General features: G+C 74.4%; 14 protein-coding genes. 6 read left to right on the top strand and 8 right to left on the bottom strand.

The window, feature by feature from the left end; translation table 11 throughout:
• Positions 1 to 241 precede the first annotated feature (241 nt).
• Entirely contained in the window at positions 242 to 1,636 is a 1,395-nt protein-coding gene (locus OG447_RS23020; protein WP_266939061.1) for a cation:dicarboxylase symporter family transporter, read from the bottom strand.
• Between the two features lie 106 nt (positions 1,637 to 1,742).
• On the opposite strand from OG447_RS23020, the gene OG447_RS23015 reads away from it, so the two are divergent.
• Both OG447_RS23015 and OG447_RS23010 read left to right on the top strand, forming a co-directional pair.
• Entirely contained in the window at positions 1,743 to 3,347 is a 1,605-nt protein-coding gene (locus tag OG447_RS23015; RefSeq protein WP_266939060.1) for a sensor histidine kinase, read from the top strand.
• Positions 3,344 to 4,105, top strand: coding sequence for a response regulator (locus tag OG447_RS23010; RefSeq protein WP_266939059.1), 762 nt, complete (start codon positions 3,344 to 3,346; stop codon positions 4,103 to 4,105). The genes OG447_RS23015 and OG447_RS23010 overlap by 4 nt, the downstream gene beginning before the upstream one ends.
• Here the strand turns inward: OG447_RS23010 and OG447_RS23005 are convergent.
• Positions 4,057 to 4,908: a tyrosinase family protein gene (locus OG447_RS23005; protein ID WP_266939058.1), complete on the bottom strand. Its 852-nt coding sequence runs from the start codon at positions 4,906 to 4,908 to the stop codon at positions 4,057 to 4,059. The two genes, OG447_RS23010 and OG447_RS23005, sit on opposite strands and share 49 nt — an antisense overlap.
• A complete protein-coding gene (locus OG447_RS23000) occupies positions 4,905 to 5,297 on the bottom strand; it encodes a tyrosinase cofactor (RefSeq protein ID WP_266939057.1) in 393 nt (130 codons plus the stop codon). The genes OG447_RS23005 and OG447_RS23000 overlap by 4 nt, the downstream gene beginning before the upstream one ends.
• Before the next feature lie 348 nt (positions 5,298 to 5,645).
• Here OG447_RS23000 and OG447_RS22995 point away from each other — a divergent pair, with 348 nt between their 5' ends.
• A complete protein-coding gene (locus OG447_RS22995; RefSeq protein ID WP_266939056.1) occupies positions 5,646 to 7,037 on the top strand; it encodes a glutamate decarboxylase in 1,392 nt (463 codons plus the stop codon).
• Between the two features lie 7 nt (positions 7,038 to 7,044).
• Here the strand turns inward: OG447_RS22995 and OG447_RS22990 are convergent, their stop codons facing one another.
• Entirely contained in the window at positions 7,045 to 9,465 is a 2,421-nt protein-coding gene (locus OG447_RS22990; protein ID WP_266939055.1) for a DEAD/DEAH box helicase, read from the bottom strand.
• A gap of 170 nt (positions 9,466 to 9,635) precedes the next feature.
• Positions 9,636 to 11,315, bottom strand: a complete 1,680-nt coding sequence (locus OG447_RS22985; RefSeq protein ID WP_266939054.1) for a sigma-70 family RNA polymerase sigma factor — start codon at positions 11,313 to 11,315, stop codon at positions 9,636 to 9,638.
• Positions 11,316 to 11,714: 399 nt separating this feature from the next.
• Here OG447_RS22985 and OG447_RS22980 point away from each other — a divergent pair, with 399 nt between their 5' ends.
• On the top strand, positions 11,715 to 13,874 hold the full coding sequence (locus OG447_RS22980; RefSeq protein ID WP_266939053.1) for a tetratricopeptide repeat protein: 2,160 nt from the start codon (positions 11,715 to 11,717) through the stop codon (positions 13,872 to 13,874).
• 65 nt (positions 13,875 to 13,939) lie between these two features.
• On the opposite strand, the gene OG447_RS22975 is transcribed toward OG447_RS22980, so the two are convergent.
• Positions 13,940 to 14,799 (bottom strand): IS5 family transposase gene (locus tag OG447_RS22975; RefSeq protein ID WP_266939052.1). Its coding sequence is split into 2 segments (ribosomal slippage): positions 13,940 to 14,454 and positions 14,454 to 14,799, totalling 861 coding nucleotides; the frame shifts between segments, so codons are not numbered across the junction.
• Positions 14,800 to 14,874: 75 nt separating this feature from the next.
• Positions 14,875 to 15,705, bottom strand: a complete 831-nt coding sequence (locus OG447_RS22970; protein ID WP_266939051.1) for an IclR family transcriptional regulator — start codon at positions 15,703 to 15,705, stop codon at positions 14,875 to 14,877.
• A gap of 129 nt (positions 15,706 to 15,834) precedes the next feature.
• On the opposite strand from OG447_RS22970, the gene OG447_RS22965 reads away from it, so the two are divergent.
• Both OG447_RS22965 and OG447_RS22960 read left to right on the top strand, forming a co-directional pair.
• Positions 15,835 to 16,539: a bifunctional 4-hydroxy-2-oxoglutarate aldolase/2-dehydro-3-deoxy-phosphogluconate aldolase gene (locus OG447_RS22965; RefSeq protein ID WP_266939050.1), complete on the top strand. Its 705-nt coding sequence runs from the start codon at positions 15,835 to 15,837 to the stop codon at positions 16,537 to 16,539.
• On the top strand, positions 16,536 to 17,537 hold the full coding sequence (locus tag OG447_RS22960) for a PfkB family carbohydrate kinase (protein ID WP_266939049.1): 1,002 nt from the start codon (positions 16,536 to 16,538) through the stop codon (positions 17,535 to 17,537). The genes OG447_RS22965 and OG447_RS22960 overlap by 4 nt, the downstream gene beginning before the upstream one ends.
• Positions 17,538 to 17,584: 47 nt before the next feature.
• Here OG447_RS22960 and OG447_RS22955 read toward each other — a convergent pair whose 3' ends face one another.
• Positions 17,585 to 18,469 carry an aldo/keto reductase gene (locus tag OG447_RS22955; protein ID WP_266939048.1) on the bottom strand — a complete coding sequence of 295 codons (885 nt, stop codon included), beginning with the start codon at positions 18,467 to 18,469 and terminating at the stop codon, positions 17,585 to 17,587.
• Positions 18,470 to 18,591 lie beyond the last annotated feature (122 nt).

Genomic DNA, 18,591 nt, shown 5'->3' with positions numbered 1-18,591 from the left:
CACCTACCGGGCCGTACGAAACGAGTGGTGGACGCAAGATGTCAGACACAACGCCTGGTGCGGAAGTACCTTTTACAACACGGGGGTTCGTTTATCGGTGGCCGGGCACCGAGTATGGGTTAGTTGTGCGGGTGTGTGCCGGGTCCGGCCGGGCTGGGCACCGTGGGGGCGAGCCCTGCCCGGCCGGCCCGTGCGGGCGTTCCGGATCGGGGGTGTCCGGCGGATCGGCGCCGGAGGCCCCTTACACCCGTACGCCGTCCTTGTCGCCGTCCGGCTGGAGCGGCAGGGTCTCGCTCCTGTCCGCGGCGCCGCCCGGGGCGTGTCCGCCGGCGGGCTCGCCGCCGTGGCCGTCGTCGACCAGCGTCGTCTCGTCGAACGGCAGGCGTCCCGCGAGGACTTCGGTGGCCCGGTCGTGGTCGAACTCCTTCGTCCACGTCCCGATGAGCACCGTCGCGACCGCGTTGCCCGCGAAGTTCGTCAGGGCGCGGGCCTCGCTCATGAACCGGTCGATGCCCACGATCAGACCGACGCCGTCCACCAGTTCCGGGCGGTGGGACTGGAGGCCTCCGGCGAGGGTGGCAAGTCCGGCGCCGGTCACCCCGGCGGCGCCCTTCGAAGCGATGATCATGAAGAGCAGCAGTGAGATCTGCTCGCCCAGAGCGAGCGGCTTGCCCATGGCCTCCGCCACGAACAGCGAGGACATCGTCAGGTAGATCGCGGTCCCGTCCAGGTTGAAGGAGTAGCCCGTGGGCACCGTGATGCCGGTGACCGGGCGCGAGACGCCCAGGTGCTCCATCTTCGCGATCAGCCGCGGCAGCGCCGACTCCGACGAGGAGGTGGACAGGATCAGCAGGAACTCGCGGCCCAGGTAGCGCAGCAGTGCGAACACGCTGACCCCCGTACACACCCGCAGCAGCGTGCCCAGGACCACGAACACGAACAGCAGACAGGTCGTGTAGAAGCCGATCATGATGACGGCGAGGGATTTCAGCGCGTCGAGGCCGGTCGCCCCGACCACTGCCGCGATCGCCCCGAACGCGCCCACGGGCGCCACCCACATGATCATCGCGAGCACCCGGAACACCAGCTTCTGCACGTGCCCGATCCCGCGCAGCAGCGGCTCGCCGGCCGTTCCCATGGCTTGGAGCGCGAACCCGCACAGCAGCGCCACCAGCAGTGTCTGGAGCACCTCGCCCCCGGTGAAGGCGGACACCAGGGTGGTCGGGATGATCCCGAGCAGGAACTCCGGGGTGCTCTCGGCCCCGCCCGCCTTGGCCTGCGCCTCGCCCGCGCTGCGGGCGGCCTCGGTCAGGTGCAGGCCGCTGCCCGGCTCCAGCAGGTTGCCGACCAGCAGGCCGATCGCCAGTGCCACCGTGGACATGACCATGAAGTAGCCGAGGGCGAGTCCGCCCACGGCCCCTACCTTGGCGGCCTTGCGGACCGAGCCGATGCCCAGCACGATCGTGCAGAAGATCACCGGCGAGATCATCATCTTGATGAGGTTGACGAAGCCCGTGCCCAGCGGCTTGAGCTCCACGGCCACGCCGGGGGCGGCGAAGCCCACGGCGATGCCGAGGACCACTGCGGCGATCACCGCGATGTAGAGATAGTGCGTTCTGTCGCGCCTCGCGGACACGGTGCCTCCTGGTGGTGAAAACGTCCCGGGAGGACCATCGCCCGAGGCTGTGACCCCGGTCACCCTTGCGTTCATTGAGTTCACGGCCGGGTGCACACTGAGCGCCATGTTCCGTTTGCCCCGGCCGCCCCGTAGCCTCGCCGGCCAGCTCTTCGCCATGCAGGTGCTGCTGGTCGCCCTGGTCGTCGCGGGCTGCGCCGTCTTCGCGTACGCCACCGCGCGCGGCCAGGCCGAGGACGCCGCCCGGCGCCAGGCCAGGGCCGTGGCCCGCGCGGTCGCCGACTCCCCGTCGGTCCGGGAGGCCGTACGCGAGGCCGTACGCGGCACCGACCCCTCGCTCGCGCTCCAGCCGTACGCGGAGCAGGTGCGCGTGGACTCGGGGGTGGACTTCGTCACGATCATGGACCCGGCAGGACGGCGCTGGACCCACCCCGACCCGCGCCGGATCGGCGAGCGCTTCCTGGGCAACACCGCACCCGCGCTGCGCGGCGAAACCTTCAGCGAGACCTACACCGGCACCCTCGGCCCCTCGATCCGCGTGGTCACCCCGCTCACCGACGGGGGCGAGGTGGTCGGCATGGTCAGCGCCGGCATCACCGTCCGCGCGATCAGCGCCCGCCTGGCCGCGCAGCTCTCCGCCCTCGCCTGGGTCGCGGCCGGCGCCCTCGCCCTCGGCGGCCTGGGCACGTACATCGTCAACGCGCGGCTGCGCCGGCACACCCACGGCATGAACGCCGCCGAGCTCAGCCGGATGTACGACTACCACCAGGCGGCCCTGCACGGCGTCCGCGAAGGGCTGCTGATGCTCGACGGACAGCGCAGGATCACCCTGATCAACGACGCCGGACGGGAACTGCTGGGCCTCCAGGGCGAGATGACCGGCACCCCGGTCGCCGACCTGGGACTGCCCGCGCCGCTCACCGGAGCCCTGCTCGCCGACCGGCCCCGGACCGACGAGGTGCACCTGACCGCGGACCGGGTGCTCGTCGTCAGCAGTTCGCCCGTCGCGGGCGGCGGCCGCCGCGGCACCGTGATCACCCTGCGTGACCACACCGAACTCCAGGTCCTCACCGGCGAGTTGGACCACGAGCGGGGCTTCACCGAGGCCCTGCGCTCCCAGGCCCACGAGGCGGCCAACCGGCTGCACACCATGGTTTCCCTCATCGAGCTCGGCCGGGCCCAGGAGGCGGTGGACTTCGCCACGGCCGAACTGGAACTCGCCCAGGCCCTCACCGACGAGGTGATCGCCGCCGTGGGCGAGCCGGTGCTGGTGGCGCTCCTGCTCGGCAAGGCCGCCCAGGCGCACGAGCGGGGGGTCGAGCTGGTCGTCACCCCGGACAGCAGCGCCATCGACGGCGGCCCCGGCATCCCGCCCGCCCGGGACCTCGTCACCGTGCTCGGCAACCTCGTCGACAACGCCGTCGACGCGCTCACCGGCGTCCCGGGCGGCCGGATCGCGGTCACCGTCCGGCCCGACGGCGACGAGCTGCTGCTGCGCGTCGCCGACAACGGCCCCGGGCTGCCCGAGGGGGCCGCGGCCGATGTGTTCCGGCGCGGCTGGTCGGGAAAGGGGGAAGGGCGGGGCCTCGGCCTCGCTCTGGTCCGGCAGGTGGCCCAGCGTCACGGGGGCAGCGCGGAGGCCGCGGGGGTGCCGGGCGGGGGAGCCGAGTTCACCGTACGACTGCCGCTGGCTCGGGAGGTCCGCGCATGAGCACCACGGGCGGGACGGGCCCTGCGCGTACGGTCCGCGGGGCCGACCGGGCGGACCCGCCCGAGGTGCGGGTGCTGGTCGTCGAGGACGACCCCGTGGCCGCCGCCGCGCACGCGCTGTACATCGGCCGGGTGCCCGGCTTCACCGCCGTCGCCGTCGTCCACTCGCTCGCCGAGGCCACGCGCGCCCTGGAGCGGACCCCGGTGGACCTGCTGCTGCTCGACCTGGGCCTGCCCGACGGGCACGGGCTGCGTTTCGCGCGCGGGCTGCGGGCCGCCGCACACCCCGTGGACGTGATCGTGGTGACCTCGGCGCGGGACCTGGCCGTGGTCCGCGAGAGCGTCTCCCTCGGCGTGGTCCAGTACGTGCTGAAGCCCTTCGCCTTCCCGACCCTGCGCGAACGCCTGCTGCGCTACGCCGAGTTCCGCGCGGCGGCGGGCGAGGCGGCCGGGCAGGACGACGTGGACCGGGCGATGGCCGCGCTACGGGCGCCCCGCCCCGCGGAGCTGCCCAAGGGGCTGAGCGCGCCGACCCTGGACCGGGTCGCCGCCCTGCTGCGGGCGGCTCCCGAGGGCCTGACCGCGGCCGGGACGGCCGAGGCGGCCGGGACCTCCCGGATCACCGCCCGACGCTACCTGGAACACCTGGTGGACACCGGACGTGCCGACCGGACCCCCCGGTACGGCCAGGTCGGCCGCCCCGAACTGCACTACCGCTGGCTCGCGGAGGCCGCGGTCGGCTCGGTGTCGAAGGTGTAGAACTTCCGGTGGTCCAGCATGTCCGCCGGGGTCACGTCGTTCCACGGCCGCATCGTGTCGTGCAGGTCCACGACGTTCGGGGTACCCGCGCCGGGCAGGTACGTGGACTGCGGATGCCGTGTCTGCCAGTCGGCCCACAGCTTGTCGACAAAGGCGTGGTGCATCCAGAACACCGGGTCGTTGGGAGACACCCCGGTCCCCATCTGCCCGCCGACCCACACGTGCACCCGGTTGTGCAGGTTGGCGCCGCGCCAGCCCTCCAGGTGGTTGCGGAAGCCGTTCGAGGAGCTGTTCCAGGGGGCCATGTCGTAGACCGGCATGGCGAGTACGGCATCCACCTCGGCCTTGGTCGGCAGCTGGGCCACGCCGGCGCCGAGCGCGCGCCGCAGGTAGGCGCGCCCGTCCACCCGTACGGCTATGTCCCACTTGCCCGTCGCGTACGCGAACGGCCCGTCGAGGACCTGCCCGTCGCGGGCCCGGCCGGTGCCGCCGAGGAAGTCGGGGGCCCAGAGGGAGGCCCGGGTGGTTCTGTCCGTCGTCCAGTCCCAGTAGGGGAGCGCGACGCTCGCGTCCACTTTCTGCAGCGCCGCCTCGAATTCCAGCAGGAAGCGCCGGTGCCAGGGCAGGAAGGAGGGGGAGCGGTGCCCGACCCGGTCGCCGGAGTCGGTGTCGGCCATGATGAAGCCGTTGTGGGTGGTGACGAAGCGGTCGTAGCTGCCGGTGCGCTTGAGCTCCAGCAGGGCCGCGGTGAAGGCGCGCCTCTCCTCGGGGGTGAGGGCGGCCTGGTTCTTGCGGACGGTCATGCCGCGCCTCCGAAGGGGACGAGGGCCGCGCCCTGGAGATCGCGGACCGCGGCGCGGGCGAGCGAGGTGGGGTCGGCGTAGGTCTCGTAGTGGTTGATCACGCTGATCCAGCTGCCGTCGGCGTTGCGCATGACGTGCAGCTCGCGCCCGTCTATCCGCACGGAGGGCGTGCCGGGGGAGTGGTGCCCGCCGTGGTGGCCGCCCGCTCCGGGAGCGATCTGGATGCGGCGGCCCTGGTAGACCTCGTCGATGGTGCGGGCGGTGCCCACGGCGGCGGCGGAGGCGGGCTCGGTGCGGGCGGCAGCCGTCGCGGCGGCGGCGGTGAGGCCGAGAGCGGTGAGTGCGCCGGCGGAGGTGCCTAAGGCCTGACGGCGGGTGATCTTGTTCATGGCCCGAGAGGTATCAGGGCGCGGGAGACAGCCTGCCGGTATCCGGACATGTGCCGATAAGTTGCTGGTACAACCAGTTGGATGATCTTCCCGTCCGGAGCGGCTGCGGTGGCCTGGACGGGAAGATCTGCGGACCTAATGCTACTGGACAGTAATTTTTTCGGCCGCACAGGGGCGCTATGGAGGAGATCACACCGCGGAGACGGCCGGAAGAGACGCTCCGGAGCGGGCCCGCGGAGGCCGGGGGCGCGGTTGAGGGGGCTGGGGGCGCGGCCGCGCGGGTCGGGGCGGGGCCGCTCCGGAGGTGGCTTCCGCCGAGATGCTCCTCTTTTTCCCTATAGTCCCGATATGGCTCTTCATCAGACGAAGGACACCCGCGCCACCGATGCCGACACGGACGTGTTCGCGTCCGCACTGAGCGGCCAGATCCTCCCCAAGTACCGGATGCCGGACGACCACTCGCCGACCGAGGTCGTCTACGAGCTGCTCCACAACGAACTGCTCCTCGACGGCAACGCCGCCCAGAACCTGGCCACCTTCTGCACCACATGGTCGGACGACGGCGTGCACCGCCTGATGAACGAGTGCCTCGACAAGAACATGATCGACAAGGACGAGTACCCGCAGACCGCCGAGATCGAGGCCCGCTGCATCAACATCCTGGCCGACCTGTGGAACGCCCCGCCCGGCGCCGCCGCCACCGGATGCTCCACCACCGGCTCCAGCGAGGCCGCCATGCTCGGCGGCCTCGCCCTCAAATGGCGCTGGCGCGCCCGCCGCCGCGCCGAGGGCCGCTCCACCGACCGGCCCAACCTGGTGTGCGGTCCGGTCCAGATCTGCTGGGAGAAGTTCGCCCGCTACTTCGACGTCGAACTGCGCCAGGTCCCACTGGAGCCCGGCGCCACCGGACTGCGGCCGCATCAGCTCGCCTCGTACGTCGACGAGAACACCATCGGAGTCGTCGCCATCCTCGGCGTCACCTACACCTGCGACTACGAGCCCGTCGCCGAGATCTCCGCCGAACTCGACCGCATCCAGGCCGAGCACGGCTGGGACGTCCCCATCCACGTGGACGGAGCCAGCGGTGCCTTCGTGGCGCCCTTCCTCCACCCCGACGTGGTGTGGGACTTCCAGCTGCCGCGCGTCGCCTCCGTCAACACCTCCGGCCACAAGTACGGGCTCGCGCCCCTCGGCGTCGGCTGGATCGTGTGGCGCACCGCCGACCTGCTGCCCGCGGAACTCGTCTTCGACGTGGACTACCTCGGCGGCGACATGCCCACCTTCGCCCTCAACTTCTCCCGCCCCGGCGGCGAGGTCATCGCCCAGTACTACCTCTTCCTGCGCCTCGGCCGGGGCGGCTACCGGCGGGTCCAGGAGGCCTGCGCCGAGACCGCCCAGTACCTGGCCCGGGAGATCGCCGCCATGGGCCCCTTCACGCTCCTCTACGACGGCCAGGGCGCCCTGCCAGCCGTCTCCTACACGCTCAGCGATCCGGCCGCAGCCGGGTTCAGCCTCTACGACCTCTCCGACCGGCTGCGGATGAGGGGCTGGCAGGTGCCCTCGTACCCGCTGCCCGCCGACCGAGAGGAGACGGTCATCCAGCGGGTCCTGGTCCGCCACGGTGTGACCCGCGACCAGATCGCCCTGCTCGTCACCGACCTGCGCAACGCGGTGGAACACCTCCGGACGGCGCCCCCGCCGGCCCCGGCCACCGAACCCCGCTCCGGCTTCCACCACTGAGTTCCGCTCAGTGACCCGCGGCCGGCCTCGGTGTCGGCCAGCGCATCCCCAGGGCGGTCAGCGCCTCGATCCGGTCCGGCGCGAGGGAGTCCGCACGGGAGCGCTGGTTGGCGATCCAGGAGCCGAGGCGCAGCTCCTGGTCGCCGACCCGCTCCACGTGCTTGCGGGGGACCCGGAGGTGGCGCTCGCGGGACTGGAACTGGCGGGCCGCCTCCAGGTGCTCCGCCCACGCGACGGCATGCCCGCGGCGCTGCTGCCCCGGCCCGGCCCCGGCCTCCGGGGTCAGGCCGAGGGTGTGCTCCAGGAGCCAGCGCTGGGCCCAGGACAGCCGCTCCCAGGACCACTGCTGGCCGCGCACCCACACGCCCAGGTCCTGGCCCTGTACGACCACCTCGCCGGGGCCCAGCGGCAGCCGGCCGCCCCCGTCCAGGTGGACCCGGGTCAGATGGAAGGCGCGCTGCCAGGCGATGTCCCAGGCCGGGCACCAGGAGGGGTCGATGGCGTCGAGGGCCTCCTGGCGCTCCGCCGAGAGTGCCCCCGGCCCCTCCCGGCGGGCCGCTGCCCGCTGGTTCTTGACCCACACGCCGACGGGCGCGCCGCCCCAGGTCGCCTCGACCGGCGGCAGCAGGTGGTCGTGTTCCGCCGCCCAGGCCCGGGCCGCCGCCAGTCCCTCCTCGAACGCCACGTCGAAGTGGCTCCACACCATGCCGAGTTCATCGAGCTGCGCCGCCCGCTCCCGGCCGAGCGCGCCCCGCCGGTAAGTGCGCCGCGCGTCCGCGATCCACTGCCCGAGCGGGAACCGGGCCAGCCCGGGCGGCCAGCCCTCGTGGCCCGCCGGGACCTGGAAGGCGAAGGGCACCTTGAGGTCCCCGGCCCCGGCGGCGTAGATCCGTGCCGCCTCCACCCCGCGCCGCCAGTGCTCCCGCTCCGGATGCAGGACCCGCAGCCGGATGAAGGCCGCCAGCTGCGCCGGGTCCCTGGGCGTGGAGAAGCTCAGCAGGGACTGCGCCCCGCCCGACACGCCGGAGGCCGCGGCGGGCCGGCCCCGGCGGCTCGGCGCCTGCGGCTGGGCCAGGGACTCCACGATCCGGGTGTCGTGGGCCCGCAGCGCCTCCAGCAGCCGCGCCAGGTCCCCGTACGCCCGCGAGGTCAGCATCGTCTCGGGAGAATCGCCCGGCCCCAGCAGCACCGGCACCACCAGCGAGGCGACCTTCCCCTCCCCGGGCCGGATCCGCAGCGCCCGCCCGACGGCCTGGACCAGGTCGGGCATGGATCCCCGTACGTCGGCCCAGAAGACCGAGTCGCACTCCTTGGTGTCCACCCCCTCGCCCAGCACCCGGACACTGCCCAGGAAGGCCTTGTCGGCGATCCGGCCGTCCGCGAACGCGTCCAGCACCCGCCGCCGGTGCGCCGCCGTGTGCTGCCCGTACAGCCAGTCCGCCCAGACGGTGCGCGGGTACACCGGCCTGGGGGACCGGCTGGTGAGCCGCAGCCGCGCGGCCACCGCGGGCAGTCCGGCGGCGAAGGCCTCGGCCTCCTTGGTCAGGTGGTGGAAGACCAGCGTCCGCCGGAAGCCCTGGTCGGCGGCCGCCTTCACCAGCGCCGCCTGGAGCGCGGCCAGCCGCGCCCCGCGCACCGCGTCCGAGCGTCCGTCCCGGCCCAGCAGCGAGGCCGCCTGGAAACCCGGATCGGTGACGTCCACGCACACCACCCGGTACGGGGCGCAGATCCCGCGGTCGATGGCCTCCGACAGGGACAGCGTGTAGCAGCGGGCGCCGAACGGGCCCCGCGGGTCGTCCTCCATGGAGGCCACCAGCTCGCCGCGGCCCGGAGGACGGCCGCCCTCGCCCTCCTCGCCGTCCTGCCAGACCCGGGGGGTGGCCGTCATGTACAGCCGCCGGACGGCGGGGATCCGTTCGTTGTCGTGCACCACCGCCCAGGGTTTGCCGATGCGCCCGGACGTCCGGTGCGCCTCGTCCACCACGATCAGGTCCCAGCCGGGCAGCCCGGCGAGGTGCGCGCGTTCGATGGTTCCCAGGCCCAGTGAGGCGTACGTGGCGAACACCGTCACCCGGTCCCCCGGGAGGCGGCCCCAGCGGGCCAGTTCGGCCGGATCGGTCGTGGTGGGCGCGCCCGCGTCCTTCTCGGCGAGCGAGCACACGGCGAGGCGGCGGCCGGACCGGCCGCCCTCCCGCCAGGCCCCGGCGGTCTGCGCGAGCAGGTCCAGCGAGGGCACCAGCACCAGCACCCGGCCGGCTCGCAGCTCCTCGGCAGAGCCGACGGCGACCAGGGACTTCCCCGAGCCCGTCGCCATGATCACCTGGGTGCGCAGTCCGGCCGCGGGCACCCGGCCCCCGGCGGGCAGCTCCAGCGCCCGCACCACGGCGTCGACGGCCTCGCGCTGGTGCGGACGGAGCTCCTTCTTCACCGTGCTGTCACCCCACCGTCCTCGCCGCACCGCCCACTGTGATCAGGCGGTTCCGCTCCAGCCTCTATCCCGCCCCCATTTTGACTCATCGGGGGCGGTGGCGGGTGCGGCCACGCCGATAGTCGCGGGTGCGGCCGCGCCGAAAGACACGGACGGGGCCGGGCGCCCGCTCACATCCGGGCACCGAAGTTCTGCGTCCACCAGGGGCCGCCCTGGCCGTGGTGGATGCCCACACCGATGTCCTTGAAGGAGCAGTTGAGGATGTTCGCACGGTGGCCCGGGCTCTTCATCCAGCTGTCCATGACCGACTGCGCGGTCTGCTGGCCCTTCGCGATGTTCTCCCCGTACGTCGACCAGCGGTACCCGGCGGCGGTCGTCCGCTGGCCCGGGTCCGAGCCGTCCGGGCTGGTGTGCGAGAAGAAGTCCCGGTCCGCCATGTCGTCGGAGTGCCCCTGGGCGGCCGCGCGCAGCTGCGCGTCCTCCTTGAGCGGGCCGCAGCCGGCCGCCGCCCGCTCCTTGTTGACGAGGGCCACCACCTGGCCCGCCACACCCGGCGGGGCCGGAGCCGGTGCCGGCGCGGAGGCGCGCGGCGTCGGCGAGCTGCTGCGCGACTGCGACGGGCTCGGGCTCGCGGCGGACGGGCTCGGCGAGGCGGACGCGGAGGCCGGGGCCGAGGGTGAAGGGGACGGTGAGGCGGGCGCCGAGGGGGAGGGCGAGGCCGGTTCCGAGGGCAGCGCGGCGGAGTCCGTCGCCGACAGCGCGGTCAGCGGGGAGGCGGGGGCGCCCCCGTCCGCCTCGGAGTGTCCGGAACCGGGGAGCGTGCCGAGGTACACCAGGCCGCCGCCCGCGACGCACGCGGCGACCACCGCGCCCCCGATCACCCGGCGGCGGTTCTGCCGCCGCTTGCGGAGCGCGCCCCGGCTGCCGGGCGCCCCGCCCGCCCCGCCCGCTCCGTCCGCGGTCATCGTCGTGGCGACCGTGGTGAGCTGGGTCGCCGCGTCCGCGAAGTCCGCCCCGGAGCCGTCGGCGAACGACGAGCCCGCGAGGCCGAAGTCGGCTTCGCCGGCCGCCCGTACGCCGGCCAGCAGGGCCGCCGAGACCGGGACGAGGGCCAGACCGGCGAGCAGGCCCTCCGCCGGGACCAGGCCGGACCACAGCCCGGAGCAGCGTACGCATTCCCGCGCGTGCCGGGCTATTCGCTTGCGCCACAGCGTCGAGGGCCGGCCGTCCCAGCCCGCCGTGACCGTTCGCAGCCCGTCGCACGGGGGCTGCGCGTCCAGGGCCCGCTCCACCACCCGGGCCGCTTCCAGCTGGGCCTTCATCCGCTGCACCCGGACGGCGGTGTGCTGCGGGGACAGCTCCAGGGCCGCGGCCATCTCGGCGCGGGTCAGCTCCCCGGCACACTCCAGCCACCAGAGCGAGAGCAGCCCCCGGTCGTCCGGTTCCAGCCAGCGCGTGGCGCGGGCCGTCTCGCGGCGCTGCCCCTCCAACTGGAGGCGTACGACGGTCAGGTCGGCGAAGTCGGCGCCCGGGTCGGCGATGTCCGCGGCCGTTTCGAGGGTGCTCTCGCCGTAGCCGCTCTGGCGGGCCTGCCCGTAGGCCCGTACCCGGTTCATCGCGATCGCCACCAGCCAGGACCGGAAGCTCTCGTCCGAGCGCAGCCCACCCAGTCCGTCGAGCGCCCGCAGCATCGTGTCCTGCACCACGTCGTCCACGTCGCAGGACCCGCCCAGGGCCCGGCCGACGATGTTGTAGACCAGCGGAAGGTAGGCGCTGACCAGCGCGTCCTGCGCGCGGGGGTCGCCCGCGCGGGCCGCTGCCACCAGCTCTGCCGTGTGCTGTGTACTCATGTGATGATCCCTGTCCGTACCGGCGCTCGATGATGCCCAATAACTGGGAGACCGTCGAGTGGGGCCCCGATAACACTTATCCCGAAGACTGGTTCGTGGCCTCTCGGGGGGAGCCGTGTGCCGGGGCGTCCGCCGCGGCGCCGTCAGCATCGCATCCCCCGGTGACGGCGCCGCGACCACCCTGGCGGCCGGGGCCTGCGGCGGCCCGTCCCGGCCGTCCTGCCCGTCCCGCACGTCCGGGCCGGGAACTCCGTGCTCTGTGCCGTCCGTTGGGGTCACCGAACGCCTGATCGGGTGACAATGGGCGGTTACGGGACGGGTGTGGGGGGCGGCATGCCGACGTTGCTCTTACGGGGATCAGGTCGCACGCGGAGCCGCCTCGCCGCGGCCGTGACCGGGGTGACCGCTGTGGCGGCGCTGGCCGGTCTGGCCCGTCTGGCAGGTCTGGCGGTTCTGGCCGCCGGACGGCCCCGGCCCGGGAAACGGGCCGGGGGCGCCGCCGGGGCGCTGCTGCGTACTCCGGCCGGGCGGATCCCGCGGCTGCGGACGCTGGACCGGCCCGAAACGGTCGGGGTCCACCCGGCGGTGGTCCACCCGGTCGGGGTCCATGTGGCGGAGGTGTCCCCGGTTGGGGTGCGCCTGGCGGCGGTGCCCCCAGGTGGGGCTCGTTCGGCGGAGGCCGGTGCCACGACCCCCGCGTACCTCGAGCGCGACGTGGCCCCCCGGCTGCGCGCGGCCCTGGCCCGGCCCGGTTTCGTGCTGGTGGTGGGCGAGTCCCTGTCGGGCAGGACCCGGCTCGCGTACGAGGTGACCCGCGCGCTCCACCCCCGGCACGCCTTCGTCCGCCCGCTGACCCGGGCGGCGCTGCCCGAGGCCGTACGGGTCGCCGGGCGCCGCCGCCGCGCCGTCCTGTGGCTGGACGACCTGGAGGAGTACCTCGGCGCGGGCGGCCTCGTCACCGCCCAACTGGACGGGCTGCGCCGGGCGGTGGTGGTCGCCACGATGCGGACCGAGGAGTACGGGCGCTACGAGGCCCGCGACGCGAGCCGGCTCACCGGCTCCGACCGCGATGCCTGGCGGGACCGGCGGGACCTGCTCGGCCGCGCGACCGTCATCCGCCTCGACCGGCGCTGGTCCCCCGGGGAGCGGCGCAGGGCCGAGGCCCACCTGGACGATCCGCGGATCGCGGCGGCCCTGGGCGCGGGCGAGCGCTTCGGCGTCGCCGAGGCCCTGGCGGGCGCGCCCGGACTGCCGGCCCGCTGGGACAGTGGCTGGGCGGCGGGTGCCCATCCGCGCGGCGCCGCCGTACTGGCCGCCGCGGTGGACTGCCGGCGGGCCGGGCTGCGCCGGCCGGTGGCCGAGGAGTGGCTGCGCGCGCTGCACCCGCCCTACCTGGCCGGGCGCGGCGGCGGAGCCCTGCGGCCCGAGCCCTTCGCGGAGGCCCTGGACTGGGCGCTCGGGGCGGACCGCACCACCGGGGCCCTGCTGACCGGCAGCCGCACGCACGGGTACACCGCCTGCGGCTACCTGCTGGACGCGCCGGGCCTCGGGCCCGTTCCCGACCAGCTGTGGCAGGGGCTGCTGGCCCGCGCCGAGGCCGAGGACGCGTACGACATGGGGCTCGTCGCGCACCAGGAGGGGCGCCTCGGCCGTGCGGTCCAGGCCTTCACCCGGGCCCGGAGCGGCGGGGTCACCGCCGCCGAACTGCCGCTGGCCCTCGCCGTCGGCGACTCGGGGCGACCGCGCAGGGCCGCCGCGGACCTCGCGGGCATCGTCCGGCGGCGCGAGCTGCGGCTCGGCCCCCGCCACCCCGACACCCTGGCGGCCCGGCACCAGCTGGCGTACTTCACCGGGGAGGCGGGCAACGCCCGGGCCGCCGCCGCCCGGTTCGCCACCCTCGTGGCCGACACCCGGGCGGCGCTCGGACCCGGCCACCCGGACACCCTGGCGGCCCGGCACCAGCTGGCGTACTTCACCGGCGCGGCGGGAGATCCCCGGTCGGCGGTCCGGCAGTTGGAGGCGCTGCTGGCCGACCGGCTGGGCAGCCACGGGCCGGACCACCCCCAGGTGCTGGCCACCCGGCGCGGCCTGATCTGGTTCCGGGCCGCGTCCGCCTCGCCTGCGACCGCAAGAGCCGATGGGGCCGAAAGGGCGGAAGGGGCCGGAAGGGCCGCAAGGGCCGAATCGGCTGGAACGGCTGGAACGGCCGAGGCCGAGCGGCAGTTGGCGGACCTGCTCGCGGACGCGGAGCGCGTGCTCGGCTCCTTCGACCCGCACACCCTGGCCGTGCGTGCCGCGCGGGCGGCGCTCGCGGCCCGCGCCGGGCGCTCCGCAGAGGCCGCGCGGGCCTGGGCGGGTGTGGCGGCCGACCGTACCGGCGTCCTGGGGGAGGGGCACCCGCACGTGGTGCACGCCCGGCTGGAGTGGGCCCGGGCGCAGATCGCCGACGGGCGCCGGGAGGAGGCCCGCGCCCTGCTGGCCGGCACGATCGAGGCGGCCGCGCGGACGCTGGAGCCCGGCCACCGGTACCTGCGCCTCGCCCGCGAGCTAGTGCTGTGACCGGAAAGGTCCACCGGGTCGCGCCGCCCGGCAAACCTTTCCGGCCACAGCACTAGGCAGTGTCTTCAAAGGGGTTTGAGCCAGAGAATCAGGGACGCGATGGTGACGGCTGCCTGGTAGGACTCGCGGGTTTTGTCGTAGCGAGTGGCGATCGCGCGGTACTGCTTGAGGCGGTTGAAGCAGCGTTCGACGACGTTGCGTTTCTTGTAGAGCTCCTTGTCGAAGGCGCACGGTCTGCCTCCGTCGCGGCCTCTGCGGGATCGGTTGGTCCTCTGGTCGCGGCGTTCGGGAATGGTGTGGCCGATCCCGCGTTTGCGCAGGTAGGCGCGTATCTTGCGGGAGCTGTAGCCCTTGTCGCCCAGGACGTGGTCCGGGCGGGTTCGGGGCCGTCCGGGCCCGGCCCGGCGGACCTGGATGGTGTCCATGACGTCCTCGAAGCGGGTGCAGTCGGCTGCGTTGCCGCCGGTGAGGACGAAGCCGAGCGGCCGGCCGCGACCATCGCAGGCCAGGTGGATTTTCGTGGTCAGTCCGCCTCGGGATCGTCCGAGGGCGTGATCACATACTTCGTCCCCCTGCTCCGCCCCTTTTTACGGGCGCCCGCAGCATGCTGATGGGCCCGCGCGACCGTGGAGTCGACCGACACCAGCCAGTCGACGTCACCGGCCGCGTCCTTCTCCGCCTGGACCGCGGCCAGCATCCGCGTGAACGTCCCGTCCAGCGCCCACCTGCGGAAACGCGTGTACAGGGTCCGCCAGGACCCGTACCGCTCCGGCACATCACGCCACGCCGACCCCGTCCGCAGCTTCCACACGATCCCGTTCAGCACCCGCCGGTCGTCCAGCCGCGGCCGCCCCGACGACGACCGCGGCAACAACGCGGACAACGCTTCCCACTCCAGATCCGACAGCTCGTGACGACGCACCATGCAACACATGATCCCCCATCAGAGCCATTTGAAGACACTGCCTAGTGCTGTGATCGGCGCTGCGACAGGCCGCCCTCACAGCAGCGGAGCCAGGGCCTCCGTAGCCGCGCGCAGGGCCGGTGCGTAGGACTCGAGCTCCTCACGGGAGACCAGGAAGGTGACGGTGGTGACGCTGACCCCGCCGACCGGGCGGCCATCCGGGCCCAGGACGGCGGCGCCGATGCAGCGGATGGTGGGCTCGTTCTCCTCGTCGTCCAGCGCGAACCCCCGGGCGCGCACCGCCGCCAGGTCCGCGTGCAGCGCCTCCTCGGTGGTCAGCGTCCGCGGGGTCCGGCGCGGGAGCCCGGTGGCGCTGACCAGGGCCCCTGCCTCCTCGGCCGGCAGGTGGGCGAGGACGCTCTTGCCGATCGCGGTCGTGTGCAGGGGCATGCGCATGCCGACCCGGGAGGCCGTCTGGAAGGGCTGGTCGCCCTCCAGCTTCCGGATGTAGGTGATCGTCTCCCCGCTGTGCAGGGCGAGGTGGACCGTCTGGCCGGTGGCCCGTTGCAGCTCCCCGAGGATCCGCCCGATGCTCGCCGGCTCCCCTCCGCCGACCAGGGCGGCCAGCCCGCGCAGCCGGGGCCCCACCCCGTAGCGGCTCTCGCCTTCCACGCGTACGAAGCCCTGCTCGACCAGCGAGGCCAGGATGCGGTAGGTGCTCGACTTCGGGACCGCGGCCGCCGCCGTCACGTCGGCGAGGCGGTGCGGACCGCCGGGCGCGGCCACCGCCTCCAGGACGCGCAGCGACTTCTCCAGCGCGGAGCCGGACGCCGAGGTCCGGCCCCCGCGGCCGCGCTTCGCCGCCTCTTCCGCGCCTTCCGCCCCTCCCACGACTTCTGCGCCTCCCACGTCTTCCGCGTCTTCCACGTCTTGCTTCTCTTCCGTCTCTTCCGCCTCGTCCGTCGGTACGGGCTCTCCCGGCCCTGTGTAGGGTCTAGACCACATGGTTCCGGTACACGATACTCCGTTCCACTACGTGGAACAAAGGAGGCTTCCTTGTCCTGCCATCCGTACGCGGTCATAGCCGCCCAGCGGCTGCTGCCCGTGCTGCGCAACGCCGACGCCGACCAGGCCGTCCGGCAGGCCACCGCCCTGCTCGCGGCGGGCTGCCGCGCCGTGGAGCTGACCACCTCCACCACCGGCTGGGCCGAGGCCGTCACCCGTACCGTCCCGCTCTCCGACGCGCACGGCCGCCGCGCCCTCGTCGGCGTCGGCACCGTCACCTCCACCGCGCAGGCGGAGGCCGCCCTGGACGCGGGCGCCGCCTTCCTCGTCTCCCCGTACCCGGCCCCCGAGGTCCGCGAGGTCGCCGGTCGTCGGGCGGCCGTCTTCATCGAAGGCGGCTTCACCCCGGGCGAGATCGCCGCCGCCGCCCGGTCCGCGGGCGCCGCCAAGGTCTTCCCGGCCCACGTGGGCGGCCCGCGGTTCATCCGCTCCCTCAAGGCCGTGCTCCCCGACGAGGCCCTGATCATCCCGACCGGGGGCATCCGGCCCGGCGACGTCCACGAGTGGCTCGCCGCGGGGGCGACCGCCGTCGGCATCGGCGACGGCCTGCCCGCCGACCCGGCCGAACTCGCGGCCGTGTTCGCCGAGCTGGCCCGGCCGTGCTGCGCCCACTGCGCCCCCCGCACGGGCCGCGGGGACCGCACGGACCGCGGGAACCGGGGCGCCGGCCGCACCGTCACGGAGCCCTGCCCGTGACCGGGCCCACCGCGCCCCGGCCCGCCGCCGTGCCCTCGCCGGCCGCCGCGTCGACCAGGTACGACGTGCTCGTCCTCGGCGAGGTCCTCGTAGAGGTCCACGCCGACACCGCCCTGCGGGACGCCGTCGACGGAACCCCCGCCCGGATCTCCTACTCCGGCGACGCCCTCAACGCGGCGGCCGCCGCGGCCGCCGCCGGTGCCCGGACCGCCCTCCTCGCCGTCGTCGGCGACGACGAGCTCAGCGTTCCCCTGCTGCGCCGCGCCGCCGAGCTCGGCGTGGACGTCTCCCACGTACGCCGGGCCCCGCACCCGAACGGCGCCTACCTGCTGTCCGCCGACACGGAGGGCGACCGGGGCTTCGTCTACTGGCGCACGCGCAGCGCCGGTTCCACGCTGTCGGTCCGGCACATCGCCTCCTGGCGGCACCTGCTGACCGGCTCCACGGCGCTCGTCACCAGCGGCGTCACGGGCGCCCTCTCCCCGAGCAGCCGCGCCGCCGCCGAGACCGTGCACGCGGCGGGCGGGCACGTCTCGTACGATCCCAACTTCCGATCCCGGCTGACCGGCCGGGAGGAGGCGCGGGAACTACTGGCCCGGATCGCCCCCCTGACCGGACTGCTCAAGACCTCCTGCCCGGGCGACGCACTGGCCCTGGTGGACACCGACGAGCCGCGCACCGCTGCCGCCCGCTACCGCGCACTCGGGGCCCGGACGGTCGCCGTCACCGCCGGCGCCGACCGGCTGCTGCTCGACCAAGGCGGAGCCCTCACCTGCCACTCCGTCCCCGTCAACCCCGATCCGGTCGACGCCACGGGCGCGGGGGACTGCTTCACCGGCACCACCACCGCCCGGCTGGCCCTCGGCGACACCCTCGCGGACGCCGTGGCCTACGGCACGGCCGCCGCCTCCCTGTCCGTATCCGGCCGCGGCGGCACCGGGTACGTCCCGCCCTTCGCCCGGACGGCGGCCCTGGCAGCCGCCCACCGGCGCACGTGACGTAGAGGGGGTCGGCGCCCGTCCGCCCTGCGGGGCGGACGGGGTTCCTACGCCCCTTCGAGCAGAGCCATCTCCTGCGCGGACAGGCGCAGCGCCCCGGAGGCGACGTTCTCGACGAGGTGGTCGGGGTTCCCGGTCCCCGGGATCGCCAGCACGTGCGGCCCCCGGCTGAGGGTCCAGGCGAGGCGCAGCTGCGCCGCCGACACCCCGTGCGCCGCGGCCACGGCGTGGACCCGCTCGTCGTCCTCCGCGACCACCCCCGCCTCCTTGCCCGCGCCGGCGATGGCGAAGAAGGGCACGAACGCGACGCCCTGTTCCCCGCAGAGGTCCAGGAAGGCGTGGTCCTCGGCGGGGGAGCCGATCCCGTACGGGTTCTGCACGCACACCACCGGCGCGATGGCCCGCGCCTCGGCGAGGTGGTCGGGCCGGGCGTTGGAGATCCCCAGGTGCCGGATCAGCCCGGCCGTGCGGAGCTCGGCGAGCGCCCCGAAGTGCTCGGCGACGGATCCGCTCGTTTCCCGGCGCGGGATGCGCAGGTTGACCACGTCCAGGTGGTCCCGGCCCAGCTGGCGCAGGTTCTCCTCGACCTGCCCGCGCAACTGCCCCGGCTCCGCCCACCACCAGTCCCCGGCGGGGTCGCGGCCCGGACCGACCTTGGTGGTGATGACGAGGTCGTCGGCGTACGGGGCGAGGGCCCGGTTGATCAGCTCGTTCGCGGAGCGCAGCGGCGAGAAGTAGAACGCGGCGGTGTCGATGTGGTTCACGCCGAGCTCCACGGCCCGGCGCAGCACGGCCGTCACCCGGTCGCGGTCGCTGGGGGAGCCGTCGGCGAGGTGCGTCAGGCGCATCGCGCCGAAGCCGAGCCGGTTGACGGTCAGGTCGCCGAGCGTCCAGGTGCCGGAGGCGGCCGCGTCGATCTTCGCTGTGGTCATCGCCTGACCGTACCGGGCCGGTCGGCCGGGCCCGCCGTCGCCGGTTGAGGGACGCCGCCGGGCCGGATCGATGTCCGCGGCCCGGCGGCGCCGGTCTGTGGGCGGCCTCCTTCAGGAGGCCG

The sequence above is a fragment of the Streptomyces sp. NBC_01408 genome (assembly GCF_026340255.1).
GTDB lineage: Bacteria > Actinomycetota > Actinomycetes > Streptomycetales > Streptomycetaceae > Streptomyces.
The sequence above is the reverse complement of the archived record's forward strand: the minus strand, read 5'-3'. Positions and strand labels throughout refer to the sequence as shown.